Genomic DNA, 20,631 nt, shown 5'->3' with positions numbered 1-20,631 from the left:
AGAGGGCAATTATGGAGAAAAGGGCTAAAAGACGGGCTGCCAATTGCATTTGGTTACCTTGCCGTATCGTTTAGTTTTGGCATTTTAGCAACGAAAGCTGGACTTACATCGGGAGAATCATCTCTGATTTCATTAACAAATCTAACATCGGCTGGACAATTTGCTGGCATTACATTAATGCAGACATCTGCACTCCTTATGGAAGTTGCAGCGACTCAATTGATTATCAATTCCCGCTACTTTCTCATGTCAGCAGCATTGTCTCAAAAAGTAGACGCACAAACATCACTTATTCATCGCATGATTATGGCTTTTGGAATTACCGATGAGATATTCGGTTTATCGATATCGGTAAATGGAAAATTAAATCCATTTTATACATACGGCATTATGAGTGTGGCGATTCCTAGTTGGACACTTGGTACGTTCCTTGGTGCCTATTGCGGAAACATTTTACCTTCGAATATGATAAGTGCATTAAGCATTGCATTATATGGTATGTTACTTGCTGTTATTATACCACCAGCGAAAGGGAATATTATCTTAACTCTACTCATCTTGCTTTCTATGTTCGTAAGTTTTCTTTTTAATGTGATACCAGGTTTAGAAAGTATTTCATCAGGTTTAAAGATTGTTATACTAACCTTTGTTATTGCAGGCGGGGCTGCTTTCTTGTTTCCATTAAAGGGGGAAGTAGCGAATGAATAGAGTCTATTTCTATTTGCTTGTTATGGCAGTAGTAACTTATCTGGTTCGTGTGTTGCCACTAACATTGATACGAAAAGAAATTAAAAATACCTATATCCAATCTTTTTTATACTATGTCCCATATATTACATTGTCTGTCATGATTTTTCCTGCAATACTCTCTGCTACTGCATCTCCCATCTCAGCACTTATTGGATTAGTTGTTGCAGTAATATTAGCTTATAATGGTGCAAGTTTGTTTCGTGTATCCCTGTTCGCTTGTGTGGCTGTGTTTTTAGTGGAAGGTTATATATTATAAAAATTAAGTTGCAATCTTTCGTGGCAGTATCTAACAATAGTGGTTCTGAGACAAATAATAAAAGAAAGGCATTTTCCCTTTCTTATGCCTATTTTTAACAGTTCCTTGTTATGCCAACTGTATCGTTAGTTCAAGTATGGTTTTTCACAATCTCTATTTCTCTTACTAATCGTTATTCAACAATCTGATCCTAAACATTAATAGGCACATTCTCTGTTTGGAGAATGCGCCCTTTTGTTGAAGAATATATATAGAATGGTTAAGATCTTTTTGCGGAAGTGCCCTCTAAATTTTAGTATAGTTCCTCAAAATCCCTTTTACTGAAAAAAGGTCAACTATGATTGGAACCAGCTTATTTTTAAAAATTTCATTACCCAATCATCTTATCAAACTCCCGTTTATCCTGTACAAAAAGGATTCCGAGTTCATGGTGATCCCCCTCAAACAGAGCCCGTTGGACGAAACGGATCTCACCCTTTGTATCATGAACATCCAGTTTACAATGGGCACGGTTTTTCTGGAGTGCTTCGTAGAAGGTAGTTTCGTCGTGAACCTGTACTCCATTCACCTTCGTAATGATTTCCCCCACCTGTAAGCCCATTTTTCCAGCGGGCGATTCTGGGATAATCCCAATAATCATCACACCATGATTCTTTTTCGAAAAATAAAAGGGACGATTTTCATCTTTTAAATAGGCTATTAATGTTAAGAATTCACGGCCTATTAACGCGATCGCTGCTGCGATGATGGCCGTAATCGGAACCCAATAACCTGCAGCTGAAACAAGTGTCACCAGAGCTCCAAGAACGATTACTTGCCGCGCGTGAAGTTTAATAGCTTCACTTGGCAGCATGCCTTTAACTTGCTGGCTGAATCCGATGGCAAATGGGACGAGAACAAGCGAATATTCCTTTGCACCTAAATGGAATACTGGCCACCAATCAAATGGAAGCTGAAGGGCACTGCCTGGTATCAACATAAATAACGGCAAAAGCCACACTCGTTTTACTTCATGGACACCGATGCTTTTACCACGCTTGCTTTTTGCCAACTTTGGAGAAGTCCCTTTGCTGCCATTTCTTAACATTAAGATTCCTTCTGCCACAATTAACAAGCCCAAGATGACAGCTATCGAAGGGTAGACTTTGTCATCAATAGAGCGAAATGCTTTTTCAAATAGCGGAATGGACCAATGATTTTGTGCAAACAAAATAACGGCAAAAAACGCGGCCCCCATCGTATACGCTGGTGAGAGAAACCGAACATTTAACGTCACCGACAAAAGCAAGGTAAATCCGGCGATGAGCAGAATGGCCGCAAAGGGTACTACGATCCCTGCTCCAACAATGATGATGGAAAGAATGAGTCCAATCACACCCCCGAGAGGAAGCAGCTGTCTCAGCTCATAATAGGCGTCTTCCGCCCGAATATGGAAATTTTTTCGTTCACGTTTAACCCTCATTACTCCAAGTATTCCTGCGAGAAAAACGAGATAGTATAAAACAGGATGTAGAAATATCTTGCCTGTCCCCTTTAAAAGCTCCACAAGCCATATTTGCACCAACTCCTGTCACCTGCCTCTATTAAAATTTCTAGTTGTCATAAATAGTCTCTAAGTTTTATTTTACCAAATTAGGACCCCAAAACCTATTGCTAGTTTTTAGAAAGTATTTAAAAATCGCGGAAATTTTTCGGAGCAGATAGGAATTCCGCTTGTTTATTGATTTTTCTCACTAGTATTTGAGATCATTCCGCGGGTTTTCGTGATATTTCATTTGTTTTCAGCCAAGTATCCCTATATTTCCTCAGTTTGCAGCGAATATTTCCAAGGAAATGACAGCAAACTCCAAAAAAAACAGTGAACTTCGAAAAGTCCACTGTGTCATTCTCTATTTCACGATTAACCGCAAAGCTGTTTGCAGCTGCATGTCATTTTTCTGTTTTTTCATTTCTTTCACCGCAGCTTCTTCCAGTATGGTAGCCGTTTTGCTGTCAATTTTTCCAGTGGCTGGCAAGCCGTTGTTTTGCTGGAAGCCTTTGACCGCGAGAGTTGTTTGTTCGTTAAAATAACCATCTGTTCGTCCGGGTTCCAAGCCTAAGCCAGCCAAAATTTCCTGGGCATTTTTCACTTGCTCATTATTCATATCCTCGGCAAGCGGCTTCTCGATTTGCAGAGGATGGGTGTTGAAAATTGCCGGTTGCTTAACTTCTAAGTCTGGTTTAATCCCTTTTTTATGAATCCAATTTCCGTCTGGGGTTAACCATTTAGCGAGTGTTAGTTTGATATTACTTCCATCCTCCATTGAAACCGCTTGTTGTACAGTGCCCTTGCCGAAAGTCGTTTCTCCAATCAACTTGTAATCATCCGCTTCCTGAAGCGCGCCGGCTAAGATTTCTGATGCGGAGGCGCTACCCTTATTAACTAAAACCACGACAGGGTAATCCTTTTTCTTCGTGATTGAGGAAAAAAAGCGCTGTTTCTCGCCATTGCGCTGTTGAATTTGGACATACGGCTTATCATTTGGAACAAATTCTTTTAATATTTCCTCAACACTGGACAAGAGCCCTCCCGGATTTCCACGGACGTCAATAATGAGTCCCTTGATCCCATCATTCTCTAATGCTTTCAAATCCTTTTTAAAATCAAAGGCTGTATTCTCTGAGAAGGAGGTCACTTCCATATAGCCTACCTTTTTTCCATCCTGTTTTTTTACAGAGGAATGTACGGTTTCAAGCGGGATTTCGTCACGCTTCACTTTGATCGTAAGGGGCTCTGTTAATCCTTTACGGGCAATCTGTAAGGATACGGTTGTCCCTTTTTTGCCGCGAATTTTAAGAGTGGCTTTATTCAAATCAAGCCCTTCCACACTTTTTCCGTCGACTTTCAGGATTTGGTCGTTTGGCTTAATACCCGCTTTTTCCGCAGGGGAGTTCTTAAATGGTGAGACAATCACGATTTTACCATCAACCATGCCGACCTCCGCTCCGATTCCTTCAAACGAGGACTCGAGGGTCTGACTGAATTGGGCGGCCGTTTCCTTATCCATGTAGACGGAATAAGGGTCCTTTAACACGGAAAGCATGCCTTGAATGGCCCCTTCAACCAATTGATCCTGGTCTACTTTTTCAACATAGCGGCTTAAAATTAACTCATAGGCCTGCTCTACTTTATCGAGGTCTTCTTTTTCCGTTGCGGATGCCGTTGTTTCATTTTGGGGGGTCAATCCCTGCTCCAGTTTGGAGCCGATTTCTTCTTTTTGCAAAAATTGCATTCCAGCATACGTGCCCCCAGCACCAGTCAGCAACGAACCTGTTATCAGCAGGGCTATCCATTTTCGGTTCATTCTGTTCCTCCTCGTCAACAAGGTTTGTCCTTTTTTATTACACACCATTACGCAAAAATCCTGCTCAATTACTTATATGTTTAAAAAGGACGAGTTATGATTGGAGGGATCGTCGAAAAAAAAAGAATGAAGCAGTCTGTGCTTCATCCTTTTTTCTGTATTATAGCGGTACGATTCCGACCGGATTAATAGCGCTGTGGTAAGCCCATTTTCCACGATATAGTTCAAAGTGAAGATGCTGGCCTCTTGAATCACCCGTATTACCCATGATTCCAATTTGTTGGCCCTTTTTAACGGTTGCACCTTCTGATACCATTCTGGTAGACATATGTGCATAAACAGTCGTGTACATTTGACCATTAATATTGTGCATAATGTAAACAACGTTTCCATAACTTGAAGAATAATGAGAAACGTACACAACCCCATCAGCTGCTGCTACAATTGGCACGCTGCCACTCTTTGCAATATCAACACCATAATGGAATGCTCCGTCGCGAGAACCAAAACCTGATGTTATGGCTCCTGCAGCTGGCCTTGTAAAGGAGCCACCGGAGACAGGTGGAGCAGAAGAAGAAGAAGAAGATCCACCACCACTGCTGTTATTTGCGGCAGCGGCTGCAGCGGCTGCGGCTGCCTGGTCTTGCGCTAATTTAATTGCCTTTTGAATTGCTGCCTCTTGAGCTGCCAAAATCTGCTCCTGCTCTTGCATATCAATCATTTCTGCGTGAGCTTCATCTTCTTGCTGTTCAAGTCCTGCTAAAAGTTGGTTCTTCTGATCCATTTGCGTATTTAATTGCTGGTTCATTTTTTTCAATTCCGCTACCATTGATTGCAAGTTGGAAAGATCTTTTTCGACTAGAGATTCTTTTGTTTCCAGTTCTTGTTTATCAGCTTCATGTTCCTTTATGATCGCTTGGTCTGCTTCCATAAAAGTAGCGACCGCACTGGCGCGATCGATAAAATCACTAAAGCTTTTTGCGCCCATTAGCACATCAAGATAATTAATCACAGTTCCATTTTCCTGATAACTGCGCACACGTTCCTTTAACAGGATATTCCGTTTTTCAATCCGTTCCTTAATTACCACGATATCCTGCTGCAGCTTGGCAATCTCAGCTTTAGTAGAATCAACCTTCTTATTCTTCTCATTAATTTGATTTGAAGTATCACTAATCGCAAAATCAAGTCGCTTCATTTCGTCTTTAACGTTTGCCTGCTGATTTTGGAGGTCTGTGATTTTATTGTTGGATTCATTGATGTTCGACTGTAAATCAGAACGTTGACTTTGAATCTTGCTTTGTTGTCCTTGCAAATTGGAGACTGACTCAGCTTCAGTTTGTAAAGAGGCTCCGCCAAAAAAAGTCCCCAGTCCAACAGTAGTAACAGTAGCAAGCATTAAAAATGATTTTTTCATCCCGATTTCTCCTCCATATTCTCTCTATAAGCAGGTAAATCGTCATCGCTGCTGCAGAACAATCCTCATCTCCGCAGGCAACGGTGTACCAACCTTCTCTGACAAACTTGTATTCTATGAAATCAAAAAGGGGAAAGCTTCCCCTCTCTTCCTTTTAATGACTATACTTTTAAGAATTTGCGTACGGACATGACACTTCCCCAAACCCCAATCAAGGCACCCATTAAGATGAGTAGGCCGGAAACTTGGTACATAAATGGGTTAAATGGAAGTATTTTAACAAAGGTCCCTTGTAATCTTGGTCCAATGTATTCATATGCATTGTAGTAAGCAATGGAAAGGAAAATAATCGGTAAAATCGACCCGAGAATACCAAGCCACAGACCTTCAAGGAAAAATGGCCAGCGAATAAAATTATTTGTTGCTCCTACTAATCTCATAATTTTAATTTCTCTTCTTCTAGCAATAATCGTAATCTTAATCGTGTTAGAAATTAAGAAAATAGCAGTAAAGAATAAGCCTAATATCAGCACGATTCCGACGTTGCGGCTCGCTTTAATAAATTTGAACAGTTTTTCAACCTTGCCTTGTCCATATTTAACTTTAACCACATAATTGAATTTTTCAATTTTATTGGCAACCTTCATCGTATCGGTAGGGTTTTTCGTTTTTACGACAAATACATCATTCAGCGGATTATCTTGTTCAAACAGCTTAAATGCCTTTCCTTCCTCACCCATACTATTGACTAATTCTTTTAATTCTTCTTCTTTAGGTGAGAACTTGACACTTTTCACTTTTGGAATGGCTTCAATTTCTGATTTTAATTTTTGCTGATCGGCTTTATTTGCTGCTACATCGATGTGGACGCGAATTTGCACATCATCTTCAATGGTTTGTGCTACGCGGTTAAGATTCATCATAATAACGAAAAAGACACCAACTAGAATGAGGGTAACGGTAACAGCGCTCACTGATGCGAATGTCATCCAGCCATTTCTACCGATGCTCTTTAAACTCTCTCTGGTATGACGTCCAATGGTTCTAATTTTCATAACCGTAATCACCTCTTTGTTCATCGCGGGCAATTTTTCCGCTTTCAATTGCAATAACACGACGTCTAACTGTATTAACAATTTCCTTGTTATGAGTAGCCATCACAATCGTCGTACCTCGATTATTAATCTCTTCAAATATTTTCATAATCTCCCAAGATGTATCTGGATCCAAGTTCCCTGTCGGTTCATCAGCAATCACAATCTTTGGAGAGTTAACGATGGAGCGTGCGATGGAAACACGTTGCTGCTCACCACCGGATAGCTCAGTCGGCAGCATTCTTGCTTTGTGCTTTAAGCCAACAAGATCCAGCACTTCCATAACCCTTTTCTTAATAACCTTCGGCTGTGCTTCAATTACTTCTAACGCAAAAGCAACATTTTCATAGACTGTTAGCGTTGGCAACAACTTAAAGTCTTGGAAAACAACGCCAAGATTGCGGCGGAACAGTGGAACTTTTTTCATTTTTAACTTAGCCAGATTTACACCATTCATGGTGATCGTTCCGGATGTTGGGATTTCTTCACGATACATCATTTTAATGAAGGTCGATTTCCCGGCTCCACTCGGACCAACCACATAGACAAACTCACCCTGATTGATCTTTACGTCAATACCATTAATGGCTGAAACACCATTTGGATACTTCTTATATACCTCTTGCATTTCGATCATATATATCACCTAATTGTTTTTTTTTTCGAAAATCATTCGACAAAAATCTAGCTTTGTTTGCAAAATCACAAAAAATAAAATGAAATCTACCAGCACAGTTCAGCATCATTAACATTATAACATCATAATTCGCTAAAAAAAGTGTAATTATATTACAGTTTCTTTTCAAAGAATACAAATAATGGCTGTTTTTCCCCTTACCAACAATATAGTGGGTAATATATTTGTCGAATAATCTTTATGGAAAAGATGAGTTGATAATAGTATTCCGCGGGTTTTACTTGGAATCCTGATTGCATTCCCCGTTATTAAACTCCCATCATCCTGTTAAATGAACCTTCTTTATAAAATAAAAAAAACGCCCTGAACGAATACACAGAGCGTTTCCGAACTTTACTTTTTCGCGGCTAACCATTCAGCTACTTTGTCAGCGTCATCGCCTGTTACAACACCAGGAGGCATCTGACCTTTACCATTGTGAAGGATGTCTAGGATTTGATCTTTAGAGTATTTTGATCCTACCTTGGTTAAGTTAGGACCCATTCCGCCCTTTAAGTCACCGCCATGGCAACTGGAGCATTTTTGATCAAAGATCTTGGCTGCTTCTCCGCCTGATGCTGTGTCCTTATCCCCTTTGTCAGAATCGCCGCCACCGCAAGCTGCCAGTCCTAGCACCAAGGAAGAGCCTAATAACAAAGTTAGTAGCTTTTTCTTCATTGCTACATCCCCCTTCAGAAAATAATTCCATCAAAGTAATAGTATACCAATCCTAAGCGCGTTTGAAACCCTCTCCTAATACTTCTGCCGCATCCATAACAACGACAAAGGCAGCCGGATCAAGGGTTTTCACTAATTGTTTCAATTTTGTGAACTCAGATTGATCTACCACACACATTAGAACCGGTCGTTCGTGTTCCGTAAAACCACCGTATGCTGATAGTTTTGTCACACCCCGATCAATTTTATTCAAGATTCCTTGACGCACTTCTTCTTGATTATTGGTAATAATCATGGCCATTTTCGATCTGCCGAAACCAACCTGAATTAAATCAATCGTTTTACTCGTTACATAAAGGGCTATTAAGGCATAAAGTGCTTTTTCAATATCAAAGACAATCGCAGCTGTCAACACGATCAGCCCATCAATCAAAACAACACAGCGACCGAGAGTAAAACCTGTATATTTATTGATAATTTGGGCTGCCAGATCCGTCCCTCCCGTAGAGGCTTTCCCTCGGAAAACGATCCCAAGGCCCAGGCCGACACCCACTCCGCCAAATAATGCTCCAAGCAAAGCGTCATGTGTCCACGGCTCCACGTTTTTGGTTACGATTACGACAAAAGGAAGAAAGATGGTCCCAACCAATGTTTTTGCGCCAAAATGCTTACCTAATAAAACAACACCTGAAATAAATAATGGAATGTTGAGCGCCCATTGGACATAAGCCGGTTCCCAGCCAACCATCGTTTTCAAAATTGTACTAATGCCGCTCACACCCCCGGATGCGATTTGGTTTGGTAATAGAAACACATTAAATGCCAATGCGATAATAGCTGAACCAATCAGCACTAATATGTAATCCGCCACTAGCCGCAATCTTGGATATGTATCCGTTAAATGACTCAATATATTCATGATGTTTTCCTCTCTAAAAAAGCTTTTTTCAAAAAATTCAATTCAACGATTGAGAGTATATCATGGGTAAAAATTGGTGTAAATGGCATTATGTTAACGCAATAAAGCAGTAAAAATTTCATTTTAGTTTTAACCTAATCCTTGGTCATTAGTAAAAAAATCAGCAAAATATGCTATACTCTGTTGAAAAGGAGGTGAATGGAATGGAACAGCTTTTAAAACAAATGATGGAGCAAATGAATCAAAGGTTTGACTCGATTGACAACCGGCTGGATAAAATAGAGCTACGGCTTGACACCGTGGAACAACGCCTTGATCATGTGGATCAGCGGCTTGATGCTATGGATGAACAGCTTATCGGCGTTAACCAGCGGCTTGATAATGTAGAAGTAAGTATTCACTCACTTAAGGAAACAGTTGAACATCATGCATCTGAATTTAGAAGCCATTTTAGGCAAATTGAAAGTAAATTAGAGCGCCATGATAGCATGTTTACTTTTATTGCAGCAGGAGTCGATTTGAAGATTCCAAATGAGAAGCTACCATATAATAAAGAATAATTCTGCAACATTTTTTGCCCCGTATTTCTTCAAAAACCCTTCATCACCGGCAAAAAAATTCCTAGAAAAAAGCCTTTGCCGCAGATGACGGTAAAGGCTTTTTCACTTTATTAAATTTTTGAACGCAAATAAGCATTGATAAACTGGTCGATGTCTCCGTCCATAACCGCCTGAACGTTACCAGTTTCAGCACTGGTGCGATGGTCTTTTACCATTGAATAAGGATGAAAAACGTAAGAACGAATTTGACTGCCCCAACCGATTTCCTTTTGCTCCCCGCGGATTTCTGCCAGGGCTTTTTCCTTTTCTTCGACTTCTTTTTGATAAATCTTTGCTTTTAACATGTTCATCGCCCGCTCACGGTTTTGAATCTGTGAACGCTCCGTCTGACAGCTAGTCACAATGCCTGTTGGAATATGGGTAATCCGAACGGCAGACTCCGTTTTGTTGACGTGCTGACCACCTGCACCGCTGGAACGATACGTATCCACACGTAAATCTTCGGTCCGAATTTCCACTTCAATTTCATCATTAAACTCTGGCATAACATCACAGGAAACAAAGGAAGTGTGACGGCGTCCGGAGGCATCAAACGGAGATATCCGAACAAGTCGGTGCACACCTTTTTCTGCCTTCAAATAGCCATATGCATTGTGGCCCTTGATTGATAGAGTAACACTCTTAATCCCAGCTTCATCACCAGACAGATAATCCAATGTCTCTACCTTAAAGCCCTTTTTCTCGGCCCAACGGGTATACATCCGGAGAAGCATCGAGCCCCAATCCTGTGACTCTGTTCCGCCCGCACCAGGATGAAGCTCTAGGATGGCATTATTTTTATCAAACTCTCCACTAAGGAGCAGCTGCAATTCAAATTCATTTAAACGTGAAGTTAACTCAGTAAGCTCTTCTTCCAGTTCCGCCTGTAATTCAGCATCGCTTTCTTCTTTTACGAGTTCATAGGTCACTTCGAGGTTTTCGAAGGATTCATTCAGTTTGTAGAACTCATGGACCTGATCTTTTAAGCCATTTGATTCACTGATGACTGTCTGAGCAGCCTGCTGATCATTCCAAAAATCAGGCTGAAGCATGGTATCCTCCAGCTCCGCAATTCGAGCCTCTTTGTTCTCTAGGTCAAAGAGACCCCCTAAAGTCCGCTAATTTCTTAGCCATGGTTTCAAGCTCATTTCGAATCTCTGCTAATTCCATATCATTCACCTCTATAAAAATCTCTACAGTATTTTATTCCGTCCTTGAACATTTGTACTTGTTCATTATAACGTGAGAACGGGGGAAATTTCAAAAGCTGGCTGATAGACAGATGTGAATTCTACAAAATGAATGGTGTATTCAACAATTTGAGTGGAAATTCTACAAAATGAATGGTGTATTCAACAATTTTGAGCAGAAATTCAACAATTTTAGGCCAGAATTCAACAAAACTTTCGCTAATCATCTTTTCCCTTAGTATTTTCCTATATTAATCTGTCAAAAATGGTACTATTAGAATAAACGCTATAAAGAAGGAGCGGAGAGGTATGGGGAAAATTGGACGAAATGAGCCTTGTCCGTGTGGAAGTGGAAAAAAATACAAGAATTGTTGCGGGGCTAATGAGGCCATTCCCATCACACACTTGCTTGAGGGAGACATCGATCAGCTGCAACAGCAATTGATCCATTTTGGCTTAAACCATTTTGATATCGAAATCGCAGAAGATTTTGAGCGATTTGAGGAGATCATAGATTCTGAATTGATGGACGAAGAGGAAGTCAATTTTTATTCGATGATGCATGCCGTCTGGTTCATTTTGTTTGTGCCACTTGAGGATGGCAAAACTATTATCGAAAAATTTATTGCAGCAGAATCCGGAAAAATTAAACGAACAAAACTAAGACAAATTTTACAAACATGGACAGACGCCAGAACGATTGTCGGCAGGTTAGTTCACATTGTAAATAATGAATTGACACTGGAGGATGGCTTTACTGGAGAACAAGTGAAGGCCATTCATACTGGTGTACAAACCCCATTAGCTGAAGGTTCCTTTATCATTGGAATCCTTGTACCGTTTGAGCAAAATTATGCTTTTTGCCCGGCACCATTTGATCTGCCAGACTTTGAACCGGAAAAGGCATTTTCCTACATAGAGGGTAGAAGTCAGGCAGCAGGCTATGATTCTCCACAAGAATATCTATCAGAGTTTTTCATCGATACGTTGAATGAGCTCCCAATGATCGACGGAATGGTCGATGTGAATGAACTCGAATGGCCTTCGCCGGTTTTTCAAGAGGTCGCTGAAATTTTTAAAGCCAAGCTGCAGTCATTAAACGTTCAGGCACCGATAATCGACACTGGCCTGGTGCTCTGGTTTACATACAGCCAAAAAGGGAAAAAGCGGATTCAGAACCCGCATTTGTACGCCGCATCCCTGCATTATCTTCTTTCCCATTTTGTTCCTATGGACCGATTCTTTTCACAAAAGGAATTGGGAGAAATGTATGGAGTCAAGGCCGCATCGATTTCCTCCACCTATTCAACGCTTGAAACAGCGTTATCAGAGGATATGGAAAAAATGGTGTCGATTATAAAAGGGGAAGCGGAACCTCTTGCAGAGACGGCTACTGTTATTGATTTTCCTACTCGCAACGCCAAACCTGCGCCGAAAAAGAAAACCAAAAAGGGTTCCCGCCGTGATGAAGAACAAGCTCAATCACTCATTTTTGAAGCCTTGCAGGCACATGGGCAAAGACGCTACCAACTAGCTCAAGAGGCACTAGAGCTAAATCCGCAATGTGTGGATGGTTATGTCATTCTTGCGGAAAATGCCGATGATTTGTTAGATGCCTCATTGATGTTCCGTGAGGGAATGCATATTGGACAACAAGCACTTGGGAAAGAATTTTTTGAAGAAAACAAAGGCTCCTTCTGGGGTTTAGTAGAAACTCGGCCGTTTATGCGGGCAAAGTTTCATTATGCTGACTCTTTATATATGCTAGGGATGCTCGATCAAGCTATTGGGGAATTTGAAGAACTACTGGAATTAAATCCGATGGACAATCTAGGGGTCAGAGACACTTTATTTGTTGCCTACGTGTCAAATAAAGTGTTGAAAAAGGCTCATCACCTTTTGGAGCAATACGAAGGAAGCATGAATTGCGAATCATACGACAAGCTATTGCTTGAGTTGCTGGAAAATGGCTTTACCGTCAAAGCAAAATCCCTTTTAAAAGAAGCCAAAAAGGAAAACCAATACGTCATTCCTTATTTATCAGGGAAAAAGAAACTGCCTAAACAAATGCCAGATTACCATGGCTTTGGCGACGAAAATCAGGCGATCATCTACTTTGATTCCACTTTCCATTTGTGGCAGGAGATTGAGGGCTTGCAGAAGTGGTTGAAGGAAAAATAATTAAGGTATAGAAATTGACGCGTGCACGAGGAGCACTCGTCTTTTTTATTGTTAAATTGTACATATTTTTATAGTGAGAGAAAAAAATAGGAAAACTAGGTCTTTTTTTGGAATTCACTTTTAATTCAATGCTAAAGCGGTGAAAAAATTTGGTTCTAACCTGTTATGTTTTAATCACCTGGCTATTGGTCCAGATCCTATATTTCATACCGAAACACGGAAGATTGATTGAATTTGCATTTGTCTTTCTCATTATTGTCATTATCACTCGTAATGAGTATTCGATTCTTGGGGTTAATGTAAACTATATAAAACTGCCTCAAGAAAAGGATTTATTTATCGCATTTGTCTTATATCGCAGTCTTATCTATCCCATCATTTTGATTCTATTCGTGAATGGATTCATGGCAAGCCGTCACTTAGGCAGAAGGAGTTTTTTCTTTCTTCTTTCCTTTTCACTTCTTCTGCTAGCCGAGTTTCTCTCCATTAGATTGGGGTTAATTGAATACATAAAATGGAATTTCATGTTTCATTCCCTTTTTATTCTGTTCTTAATATCTACTGCTTCTCTATCCTATTTTTACATGAACTACCTTCTTAAAAGGGTGATCTAATGGTTACATATGATAACAGTTTTAACTTAAATGAATGGTTTATCCTCAGCGTTTTTGCAGCTAGTATTGCCTTAACCGTGTTATTACCCAGATGGAAACTTCCTTTGATTCTTATCTTTACTGTTTACGGCATTTCTGTAGGCATGTTTTTCGACCACACCATTAGTGTTGTTCCATTTAGATTTTACGATGTGAACGACAATTCCCATTACGAACTAATGGATTTTATTTCCTACATTATGTATGGTCCTTTCTCCTACTTTTTTGTCTATTTCTATAAAAAGTTAAATATAAATGGTTTTCAAAATATCTACTATATTTCTTTGTGGTCTGCTTATTCCATGGGGCTTGAATTCCTTGGCACTAAAATAGGGATTTACCATTATGTAAATCATTATCGATTGCTTTTTTCCTTACCTGTTTATGTACTGACCCAAACCAGCTTGGTTATTTTCTACCACTTAATCATGAAAGAATTCAAAAGTTTAACAAACTCATAATTTTTCCATTTTTTTCTCCTTATCTTGCATGAAAAGACGTGTGCATGAGACACACGTCTTTTTTGCCACATTATCATTACTTTGGTATAACCGGGACCCAAAGTTCATGCCGCGGCTTGTGTCCGGGACCATAATAGCATTCGATGCAGGGCAGATTAGCAAGTTCATAACCGGCAGTCGGAACCCATTCTGTATATAAACGTTTCCACGCCTCCACAATATTCGGAAAAACAGCCCATGAACTTGGTGGAATAGTCAGTGTCTCTAGATCATTCGGCGGTTCCCCATCATATCGAACCCCCATAAAATAAGCGAATTCATCATCTGTGATCGCTGCTTCTTTTCCACAAACTCCTAAAATACCTTCCAATTTACATTTTGGATTTTCCCATGACAAATCCTTGAGTTTTTCCATAAGTCCATCTTTTTTCGCACCGCTCCATAGCGAAGGAATCATCCTAAAGGCTTTTTCCGTTTTGACAGGCTTACTTTTTCCAATTAATCGTAATTCAAAATCAAGATTTTCGATTCTGTACTCCATTTCAGTATCCCCTTTAATTGAAATTTGAAAGGAGATCTTAGGATAGGCCTTTAAATGAACCCCATTTTGACGAGCCTCAGAAGGTTTTATTCCATGAAGTTTTTGAAAAGCCCTGGAAAATGAATCAGCAGAATCATAACCATACTTTACGGCAATATCAATAATCCTAGCGTCACTTTTTTGAATATCAAACCCCGCAAGTGTTAGTTTCCTCCGTCTTATATATTCTGAGAGCAAGACTCCAGAAATAGATGAAAACATCCTTGAAAAATGATACTCTGAACAATTCGCCATTTGGGCAATCCTCTTATAATCAATCTCGCCTTCAAGATTCATTTCAATGTAATCCAGCACCCGATTCATTCGATCTAACCAATCCATGTTTTCCCTCCTTTCTCTTTTCAATGTAAAGGAAAATTTTCCGCTTCGTCCGACTTTACCTGTCCAAAAATGTCGGGTCCTCTGACTAGTCTAATTCTATTATGTTTACAAAAATTCCTTCTCCTCACTGTTTAGAAATAACAAATACGCCTAGGACCAGCTATCGTTCCCGAAAGATTCACAAGGCATTCAGTCATCCCCTCCACCCCAACGATATAATTATAAATAGATAGACTAGGTGAAAGGGTGGTAGAGTCTTGAAAAAAATCATTTGGATCTCGGTGTTATTTTTAATAGGGGCAGGCTTTTTCTATGTAAAGTATTTTACGATGCTGCTCGATTCCAAGGATTCCGCGATTATAGTGAATAAATCCTATGCATTTCAAAAGGATTATCAGGATAAACGCAAGTTAGCCAATGCAGTCGATAATATTTTCATTGGTGAGGTTATTAGAGAAGAAGAACATGGTACCAAGAAGAACACACAATTTCTGGTGAGAATCACGCAAAACATCAAAGGGGCACTCCTCGGAGATATCACCATCAACCAAAAGGGCGGCTATTACAAAAAGAACGGCAAGCTCTACCTCCTTTCTTACGAAAAAACCCCGCTTTTGAAAAAAGGGGAAATGTATTTGTTTACAGTCAGTAAAACAAAAAAAGGATATTATACGATGCTGCCAAAATACGGGAGCACGCTTTTGGATAATGAGGATGCGAAGTTGAAGTTGATTGAGGAGTATAGAGCAGTGCTTGAAGAAAAGTAACTGTAAAAAGACCCTCCATACAAACAAGTTGATGGAGGGTTTTCTATTTTTATGAAATGAATAAGGCAAATCCCCTTAATCGATAAATACCTTTTGCTCATCCAATGGTGTGCGTTGAGCTTTATGACAAGTGTCTCCAGTACAATTCGTCGAAACAAATAGCTATGTAGAAATCCGTCCAACACTAACAAAAAGAAAAAGTCGAGAGTCCTGTGTATCTCGACTTTTAAGGAAGTTTACCTTTCTTCGGCGCATGAGCAGACTCCATAAACGCTTTTTGCTCATCTGTACTATCACTATGACATTTCGAACATGCTTTAGTACTGGTTTTATTATGATCAGGGATGGCCGGATTCATCTCTATTCCAGTTGTCTGGTCATAAATGGCTGTTCCCGTAATACCATAAATGGCTGTTGAACCGTTATGGCAAGAAACACAAAACTTTCTTTCTTTTTCAGCATCCCATGTTCCTGTTTTTTCATCAAAGGCAGTTGGATTTTCGTGTCCCATTTGGGTCTTTAAATTATATATATTGCTGGAGCCATGTGTATCATGACACTCAGCACATGGAATATGCCCTGCTAAAGGACTTCCGTCTTGAGCTTTTATGATATGTTCTGAGAAATTTTTCTCTTCCTCGGAGATTTCTCTTTTTGCAAAGGAAGAAGGCCCATTCTTTTCATCATATTGTTTCTGTATTTCCTGCGTTAAATTATGATAATAGCTGGCAATATCAGCTGCTTTATCATATTTTTGTTGGAAATCAAGATTATGACAGCGAAGGCAAAGCTGATAATCCTCATATATCCCTAAAGCTGTGTTTGATTTTTTATAATTAAATACACGGTACTCAACGGCCGGATTTGCAATTAATTCCCCGCTATTTGATTCATGACAAGACTCACAAAGCTGGTCTTTGCTGCTTATTTCTCCAGTAGGTTTATTTTGATTTGGATCAGATTTCGGCAAATGCGTGTATGTAATTTCATCTTGAAGCAGATTCGGATTATTGGCTGACCAATCTAAATGCGGATTATGACAGCTTGCACAAGCACTTCCGTTTGGTTTTCCATCTTTTTTAACCGCTGCATTGTGTGTATATGTACTTTGTGTATTCTCCGCAATTGGCGCAACGGTTCCATCATGACAGGCCATACAGTAATTATCCATGTCAACCACTTGTTCTTGCCCTGATTCATCTCTCATTTTCGCTGATAACAACTTAGGGTTCTTGGCAGCATGGGTACTATGGCAATTCCCACAAATATTCACATTATTCTCGTACCCACCATGAGGGTTTTTATGGGTATCTGATGGAACACTGACAGTTGTAAAAGACCAAAATTTAGGAAATGTGCCATTACCGGCTAAATCTACCAATCCTGCTGGATTGATCATCACTTTATATCTAGTACTTGGTGACAGCGGGTCTTTCGGAGTAAACATTATTTCCTTTGTAGTTTGATTATATTGTATTGTTCCCTCAACAGGACTGCCATTACGTATGACACTTATGCTGTTGCTAATCAATTGTTCGTCTAATGAAGAAGTATCAGAAACCTTTACTTTAATAGTTGACGTTAATGGAACTTGAGTCATATCCTGCTTGGGTGAAACATCCGGTAAAACAATTGGCCTCAACGTGTCCAGTGTGAAAGCAACTTTCTTCATACTCCCCTGATTTCCTGCCTGATCCATCGCCTTAACATAGACGGTATGTATGCCCTCAGTTAATTGAGCGTAAATAGATGACCAGTTTCCTTCGCTATCCGCGAGTACGGATAACCACGATTCAGTAACTTGACCTTCTGAATCCTCACTGCAATCCATGCAAATTTCCACAGTGGAATCAGCTTCTGTTTTACCTTCTAAAGTCTTTGAATTTGTAAGCTTTCCTTCGATTGGTGCTGAAACTGTAATAGTAGGTGGGGTTACATCAATGGTTATTTTTATAGCATCTGAAACTAGGGAGTTCCCATCAGCAACGGCAATGGCGGTAAAAATATGAGTTCCTTCAGTCAAAGATGTAATAGGAATAGACCAAGAATTTCCACTTACATTGTATGGCGCATTAATTTCTTCTCCACTATCAAAAAGAGTAATAGATTCAGTTGTGGTAACGTTTTCTATAGTTCCAGTAACAGTTATGTTTGTTTCATTTAAAAAATCACCTGTCACTGGTGAAGTAATCGTTATCTTTGGATCTGTCCCAGTTAGTCCCGCTCCTTTAACACTTGAATCGGGAAGGATTTGTTGGGGCCCAAATAATTGAATACATAAAACAAGAATAATTGATACATACAACTTGATTTTATGTAGGAGTCCTCTTATTCCCATTAGTACCCCTCTTTTCCACTATTTATGCCGTCCAAATGTAGTCTATAAATATATTTTAATCCTCAAGATGATGGGGTACTAGTAGATATAAGGATTATTCAATAAATATTCATATATGTATATTGAAAAAATAATTTACATATAAATTTACGGAAAGCCCTCTTTTAACTGTTCTTCCGTATACTTTTTCACTTGAAATTTTTATTGAGAAATTGACAATTTAGTGTCAGAAATGGTAAATTTATTAGGTGATTAAATAAGGTGCTATGCTTACGCATAGCACCCTATTTTCTAAAAGAATTTTTACTTTGAGCTAATAATTAGTTGCCGCTAATTGTTAGCTTTTTTTAATATCCAGTAGGCATTCCAGTCGGATGGTCCGCTGAACGATAAGTATTCTTGATTGATTCAGCGTGAGAACTGTTGTGGCAAGCCCAACATACTGACATGTTAGTGAACTTCTTAAGAGCAGAAGACTTGTTGTTGTCTTGCATGTAAGCTAAAGCATCAGCTTCCGTTTGACCAGCAGCTACTAGGTCTTTAATTGTACGTCCAAGAGCATCTTTCATAATGTAAGCGTCAGTACCGTGACCATAGTGACAGCGTACGCAAGTGTAAGAGTCGCTGTTTGTACTGTGGCGGTATGCGGCATATTCATTACCGAAGTGAGAAATCTTTCCTGCAGAGCTAGCTTGTAGATAGTCAGCGTGACACGCTGCACAGAATTTGGACATTTGAACACCGACATTTTTAACTGTTTGATCTGTATCTGTTCCTACTGTGTAACCAAGGTCTATCAATTGTTGTGCTGTTTTACCACCGAACTTAGCTAAAGGAGCACCGTTATAGTAAGCACTTTGTATAGTTTCATATCCTTCTTTTGCCATTCTTACAACCACTGGGCGAGCAATAAAACCTACTGTAGCAGTTTTAAGTGCAGCTGCACCTGTAGCGTCAGTAGAATATGCTTGAGCGTTTTCGTAGTCGAAATAAACACCTGATGTTGAACCATATGCAGCAACAGTTGTAGCATCTTTCATCAAACGTGAATAGTAAGTCTTTCCATCTGTACGGAGATCATAACCATATAGCCATGGAGCGGTAGTTTTGGTATAACCGGAAGTACCTTTGTTATATTGAGCTACAGTTACTTTACCATTTGTATCTTCAGAACGTAACAATACTACAGCATCAGTTTTTCCAGCTAAAGCTTCAGCAACAGTTTGTCCTGCAGCTTGGTCATATACAGGAACGTTTTCTAATTGGTTACCACCTTTAGAAACTGGTAATGCAGCAATACCGTTTGGATTGTATGCAAGTAAACGGTCTGAGTAAGATCCGTGTGGAGCATGACAGCTTGCACAGTTGAAGCTTTCACTCCATTGAGATCCATATCCTTTTGTATTATCACCTGTTTGGTTACCACCAGGAGCTGCAGAAATATCTACAGTATCGTTAGACATGTGCATAGAAGATCCGTGAGTTCCGCCAAATGTACCTGCACCACTCATTGTTATAGCAGTATCAGCAGTTACGGAACCATCAGCGAATACGTTTAAGTATCCTAGAGTACCATCGTGACAAGCAGAGCAAGTGTTATAAACAGTGTCCGCAAATAGCAAAGAATCGCCTTTTGCAGTGTGTGTTTGGTGACAGCTTGCACAAGAGTTTGTATTGTTTTGATAAGAAGTGTGAACCTTTTGACCAGTTAAAGCTTTGACTACATTATCATGTTCAGAACCGTCTGTTGCACCGTCAACGCCCTTACCAGTTTCGTTCGAGTTGTTAATAGATGGACCTTTTTGCCCTGGTGTCAATGGTGACGCAGACGCAGCGGCTGCAAACATACCGAACAGCATGATTGCGAACAAGAAGCTTAAACTAAACTTTCTCATTCTTAAAACCTCCCAAATAATCTCTCTTTTTCTCTCTTTTTTTATTTTCTCTCTGAAAAAATCTTTTGCTCCCTACTTTTCTATACCACCCCCTTTAATGTGAAGGATTTTGGTAATTAATCTACAACATTACTTTTCTAGGGTGATATTATTTAAATACTTGAACCCTGATGTTTAACGTATCAGTGATATACACATTATCATTTTTGTCGATAAATAAGCCGTTCGGCAGAGAGAACTGTCCATTATTTTCACCCATACCGCCAAATTCAAATACTTTTTTACCGTCTTTATCAAAACCGTAAACGAGGTGGGTCAGGTTACTTACTACATACATAATGCCGCGGCTGTCAATTCCAATTCCCCGAGGGTTAACAAAGATGGATTCGCCTTTGCCATTGTTGGAACCATTAATGATTTTTTTAAACTTACCTTGTTTATCGAAAATTTGTACACGTTGATTAGCAGTGTCGACAACGTAAATATTACCT

Annotated in this window: 19 protein-coding genes; 7 read left to right on the top strand and 12 right to left on the bottom strand. The window is 39.7% G+C overall.

Annotation, left to right across the window (positions count from 1 at the left end):
- A partial coding sequence (locus V7083_RS09915) for an AzlC family ABC transporter permease (protein ID WP_335477364.1) occupies positions 1-708 on the top strand: 708 nt, incomplete at its 5' end.
- Positions 701-1,006, top strand: coding sequence for an AzlD domain-containing protein (locus tag V7083_RS09910; RefSeq protein WP_335477363.1), 306 nt, complete (start codon positions 701-703; stop codon positions 1,004-1,006). The genes V7083_RS09915 and V7083_RS09910, both read left to right, overlap by 8 nt.
- A 370-nt stretch (positions 1,007-1,376) precedes the next feature.
- On the opposite strand, the gene V7083_RS09905 is transcribed toward V7083_RS09910, so the two are convergent.
- The 7 genes from V7083_RS09905 to V7083_RS09875 all read right to left on the bottom strand — a co-directional run bounded on the left by V7083_RS09905 (position 1,377) and on the right by V7083_RS09875 (position 9,134).
- Complete coding sequence (locus tag V7083_RS09905) at positions 1,377-2,570, bottom strand: PDZ domain-containing protein (protein ID WP_335477362.1); 1,194 nt, start codon at positions 2,568-2,570, stop codon at positions 1,377-1,379.
- 325 nt (positions 2,571-2,895) lie between these two features.
- On the bottom strand, positions 2,896-4,350 hold the full coding sequence (locus V7083_RS09900; RefSeq protein WP_335477361.1) for a S41 family peptidase: 1,455 nt from the start codon (positions 4,348-4,350) through the stop codon (positions 2,896-2,898).
- A gap of 160 nt (positions 4,351-4,510) precedes the next feature.
- Positions 4,511-5,767, bottom strand: a complete 1,257-nt coding sequence (locus tag V7083_RS09895; RefSeq protein WP_335477360.1) for a murein hydrolase activator EnvC family protein — start codon at positions 5,765-5,767, stop codon at positions 4,511-4,513.
- 161 nt (positions 5,768-5,928) lie between these two features.
- Complete coding sequence (gene ftsX, locus V7083_RS09890) at positions 5,929-6,822, bottom strand: permease-like cell division protein FtsX (RefSeq protein ID WP_335477359.1); 894 nt, start codon at positions 6,820-6,822, stop codon at positions 5,929-5,931.
- Entirely contained in the window at positions 6,812-7,498 is a 687-nt protein-coding gene (gene ftsE / locus V7083_RS09885) for a cell division ATP-binding protein FtsE (RefSeq protein ID WP_335477358.1), read from the bottom strand. Before ftsE ends, ftsX begins: the two co-directional genes overlap by 11 nt.
- Positions 7,499-7,891: 393 nt before the next feature.
- Positions 7,892-8,215, bottom strand: a complete 324-nt coding sequence (cccB, locus tag V7083_RS09880; RefSeq protein WP_335477357.1) for a cytochrome c551 — start codon at positions 8,213-8,215, stop codon at positions 7,892-7,894.
- 52 nt (positions 8,216-8,267) lie between these two features.
- Positions 8,268-9,134 carry a YitT family protein gene (locus tag V7083_RS09875; protein WP_335477356.1) on the bottom strand — a complete coding sequence of 289 codons (867 nt, stop codon included), beginning with the start codon at positions 9,132-9,134 and terminating at the stop codon, positions 8,268-8,270.
- Between the two features lie 203 nt (positions 9,135-9,337).
- Between V7083_RS09875 and V7083_RS09870 the strand changes: the two genes are divergently transcribed.
- Positions 9,338-9,694, top strand: a complete 357-nt coding sequence (locus V7083_RS09870; protein ID WP_335477355.1) for a hypothetical protein — start codon at positions 9,338-9,340, stop codon at positions 9,692-9,694.
- Between the two features lie 110 nt (positions 9,695-9,804).
- Here V7083_RS09870 and prfB read toward each other — a convergent pair.
- Positions 9,805-10,903 (bottom strand): peptide chain release factor 2 gene (prfB, locus tag V7083_RS09865; protein WP_335477354.1). Its coding sequence is split into 2 segments (ribosomal slippage): positions 9,805-10,839 and positions 10,841-10,903, totalling 1,098 coding nucleotides; the frame shifts between segments, so codons are not numbered across the junction.
- A gap of 329 nt (positions 10,904-11,232) precedes the next feature.
- Here prfB and V7083_RS09860 point away from each other — a divergent pair.
- The 3 genes from V7083_RS09860 (at position 11,233) to V7083_RS09850 (ending at position 14,218) form a co-directional block, all read left to right on the top strand.
- Entirely contained in the window at positions 11,233-13,104 is a 1,872-nt protein-coding gene (locus V7083_RS09860) for an SEC-C metal-binding domain-containing protein (RefSeq protein WP_335477353.1), read from the top strand.
- 224 nt (positions 13,105-13,328) lie between these two features.
- Complete coding sequence (locus V7083_RS09855) at positions 13,329-13,718, top strand: hypothetical protein (RefSeq protein WP_335477352.1); 390 nt, start codon at positions 13,329-13,331, stop codon at positions 13,716-13,718.
- Complete coding sequence (locus V7083_RS09850) at positions 13,718-14,218, top strand: hypothetical protein (protein ID WP_335477351.1); 501 nt, start codon at positions 13,718-13,720, stop codon at positions 14,216-14,218. Before V7083_RS09855 ends, V7083_RS09850 begins: the two co-directional genes overlap by 1 nt.
- A gap of 76 nt (positions 14,219-14,294) precedes the next feature.
- Here the strand turns inward: V7083_RS09850 and V7083_RS09845 are convergent, their stop codons facing one another.
- On the bottom strand, positions 14,295-15,140 hold the full coding sequence (locus tag V7083_RS09845; RefSeq protein WP_335477350.1) for an AraC family transcriptional regulator: 846 nt from the start codon (positions 15,138-15,140) through the stop codon (positions 14,295-14,297).
- A gap of 257 nt (positions 15,141-15,397) precedes the next feature.
- Here V7083_RS09845 and V7083_RS09840 point away from each other — a divergent pair, with 257 nt between their 5' ends.
- A complete protein-coding gene (locus V7083_RS09840; RefSeq protein WP_335477349.1) occupies positions 15,398-15,907 on the top strand; it encodes a hypothetical protein in 510 nt (169 codons plus the stop codon).
- Between the two features lie 226 nt (positions 15,908-16,133).
- On the opposite strand, the gene V7083_RS09835 is transcribed toward V7083_RS09840, so the two are convergent.
- From V7083_RS09835 to V7083_RS09825, 3 genes are all read right to left on the bottom strand, one after another.
- Entirely contained in the window at positions 16,134-18,245 is a 2,112-nt protein-coding gene (locus V7083_RS09835) for a cytochrome c3 family protein (RefSeq protein ID WP_335477348.1), read from the bottom strand.
- Between the two features lie 347 nt (positions 18,246-18,592).
- Complete coding sequence (locus V7083_RS09830) at positions 18,593-20,140, bottom strand: cytochrome c3 family protein (protein ID WP_335477347.1); 1,548 nt, start codon at positions 20,138-20,140, stop codon at positions 18,593-18,595.
- A 148-nt stretch (positions 20,141-20,288) separates the two neighbouring features.
- Positions 20,289-20,631, bottom strand: a 343-nt coding sequence (locus V7083_RS09825; protein WP_335477346.1) for a 6-bladed beta-propeller, incomplete at its 5' end; no start/stop codon positions are given.

This window comes from Bacillus sp. JJ1764 (assembly GCF_036962145.1).
In the GTDB taxonomy this organism is placed as follows: domain Bacteria; phylum Bacillota; class Bacilli; order Bacillales; family Cytobacillaceae; genus Neobacillus.
This window is presented reverse-complemented; position numbering and strand designations above follow the sequence as displayed.

Bases quoted from the DNA above. Each gene is read 5' to 3' on its own strand.
- V7083_RS09910 (WP_335477363.1), top strand. From the start codon at position 701: ATGAATAGAGTCTATTTCTATTTGCTTGTTATGGCAGTAGTAACTTAT.
- V7083_RS09900 (WP_335477361.1), bottom strand. From the start codon at position 4,350: ATGAACCGAAAATGGATAGCCCTGCTGATAACAGGTTCGTTGCTGACT.
- V7083_RS09895 (WP_335477360.1), bottom strand. From the start codon at position 5,767: ATGAAAAAATCATTTTTAATGCTTGCTACTGTTACTACTGTTGGACTG.
- ftsX (WP_335477359.1), bottom strand. From the start codon at position 6,822: ATGAAAATTAGAACCATTGGACGTCATACCAGAGAGAGTTTAAAGAGC.
- ftsE (WP_335477358.1), bottom strand. From the start codon at position 7,498: ATGATCGAAATGCAAGAGGTATATAAGAAGTATCCAAATGGTGTTTCA.
- cccB (WP_335477357.1), bottom strand. From the start codon at position 8,215: ATGAAGAAAAAGCTACTAACTTTGTTATTAGGCTCTTCCTTGGTGCTA.
- V7083_RS09875 (WP_335477356.1), bottom strand. From the start codon at position 9,134: ATGAATATATTGAGTCATTTAACGGATACATATCCAAGATTGCGGCTA.
- V7083_RS09870 (WP_335477355.1), top strand. From the start codon at position 9,338: ATGGAACAGCTTTTAAAACAAATGATGGAGCAAATGAATCAAAGGTTT.
- V7083_RS09860 (WP_335477353.1), top strand. From the start codon at position 11,233: ATGGGGAAAATTGGACGAAATGAGCCTTGTCCGTGTGGAAGTGGAAAA.
- V7083_RS09850 (WP_335477351.1), top strand. From the start codon at position 13,718: ATGGTTACATATGATAACAGTTTTAACTTAAATGAATGGTTTATCCTC.
- V7083_RS09845 (WP_335477350.1), bottom strand. From the start codon at position 15,140: ATGGATTGGTTAGATCGAATGAATCGGGTGCTGGATTACATTGAAATG.
- V7083_RS09835 (WP_335477348.1), bottom strand. From the start codon at position 18,245: ATGGGAATAAGAGGACTCCTACATAAAATCAAGTTGTATGTATCAATT.
- V7083_RS09830 (WP_335477347.1), bottom strand. From the start codon at position 20,140: ATGAGAAAGTTTAGTTTAAGCTTCTTGTTCGCAATCATGCTGTTCGGT.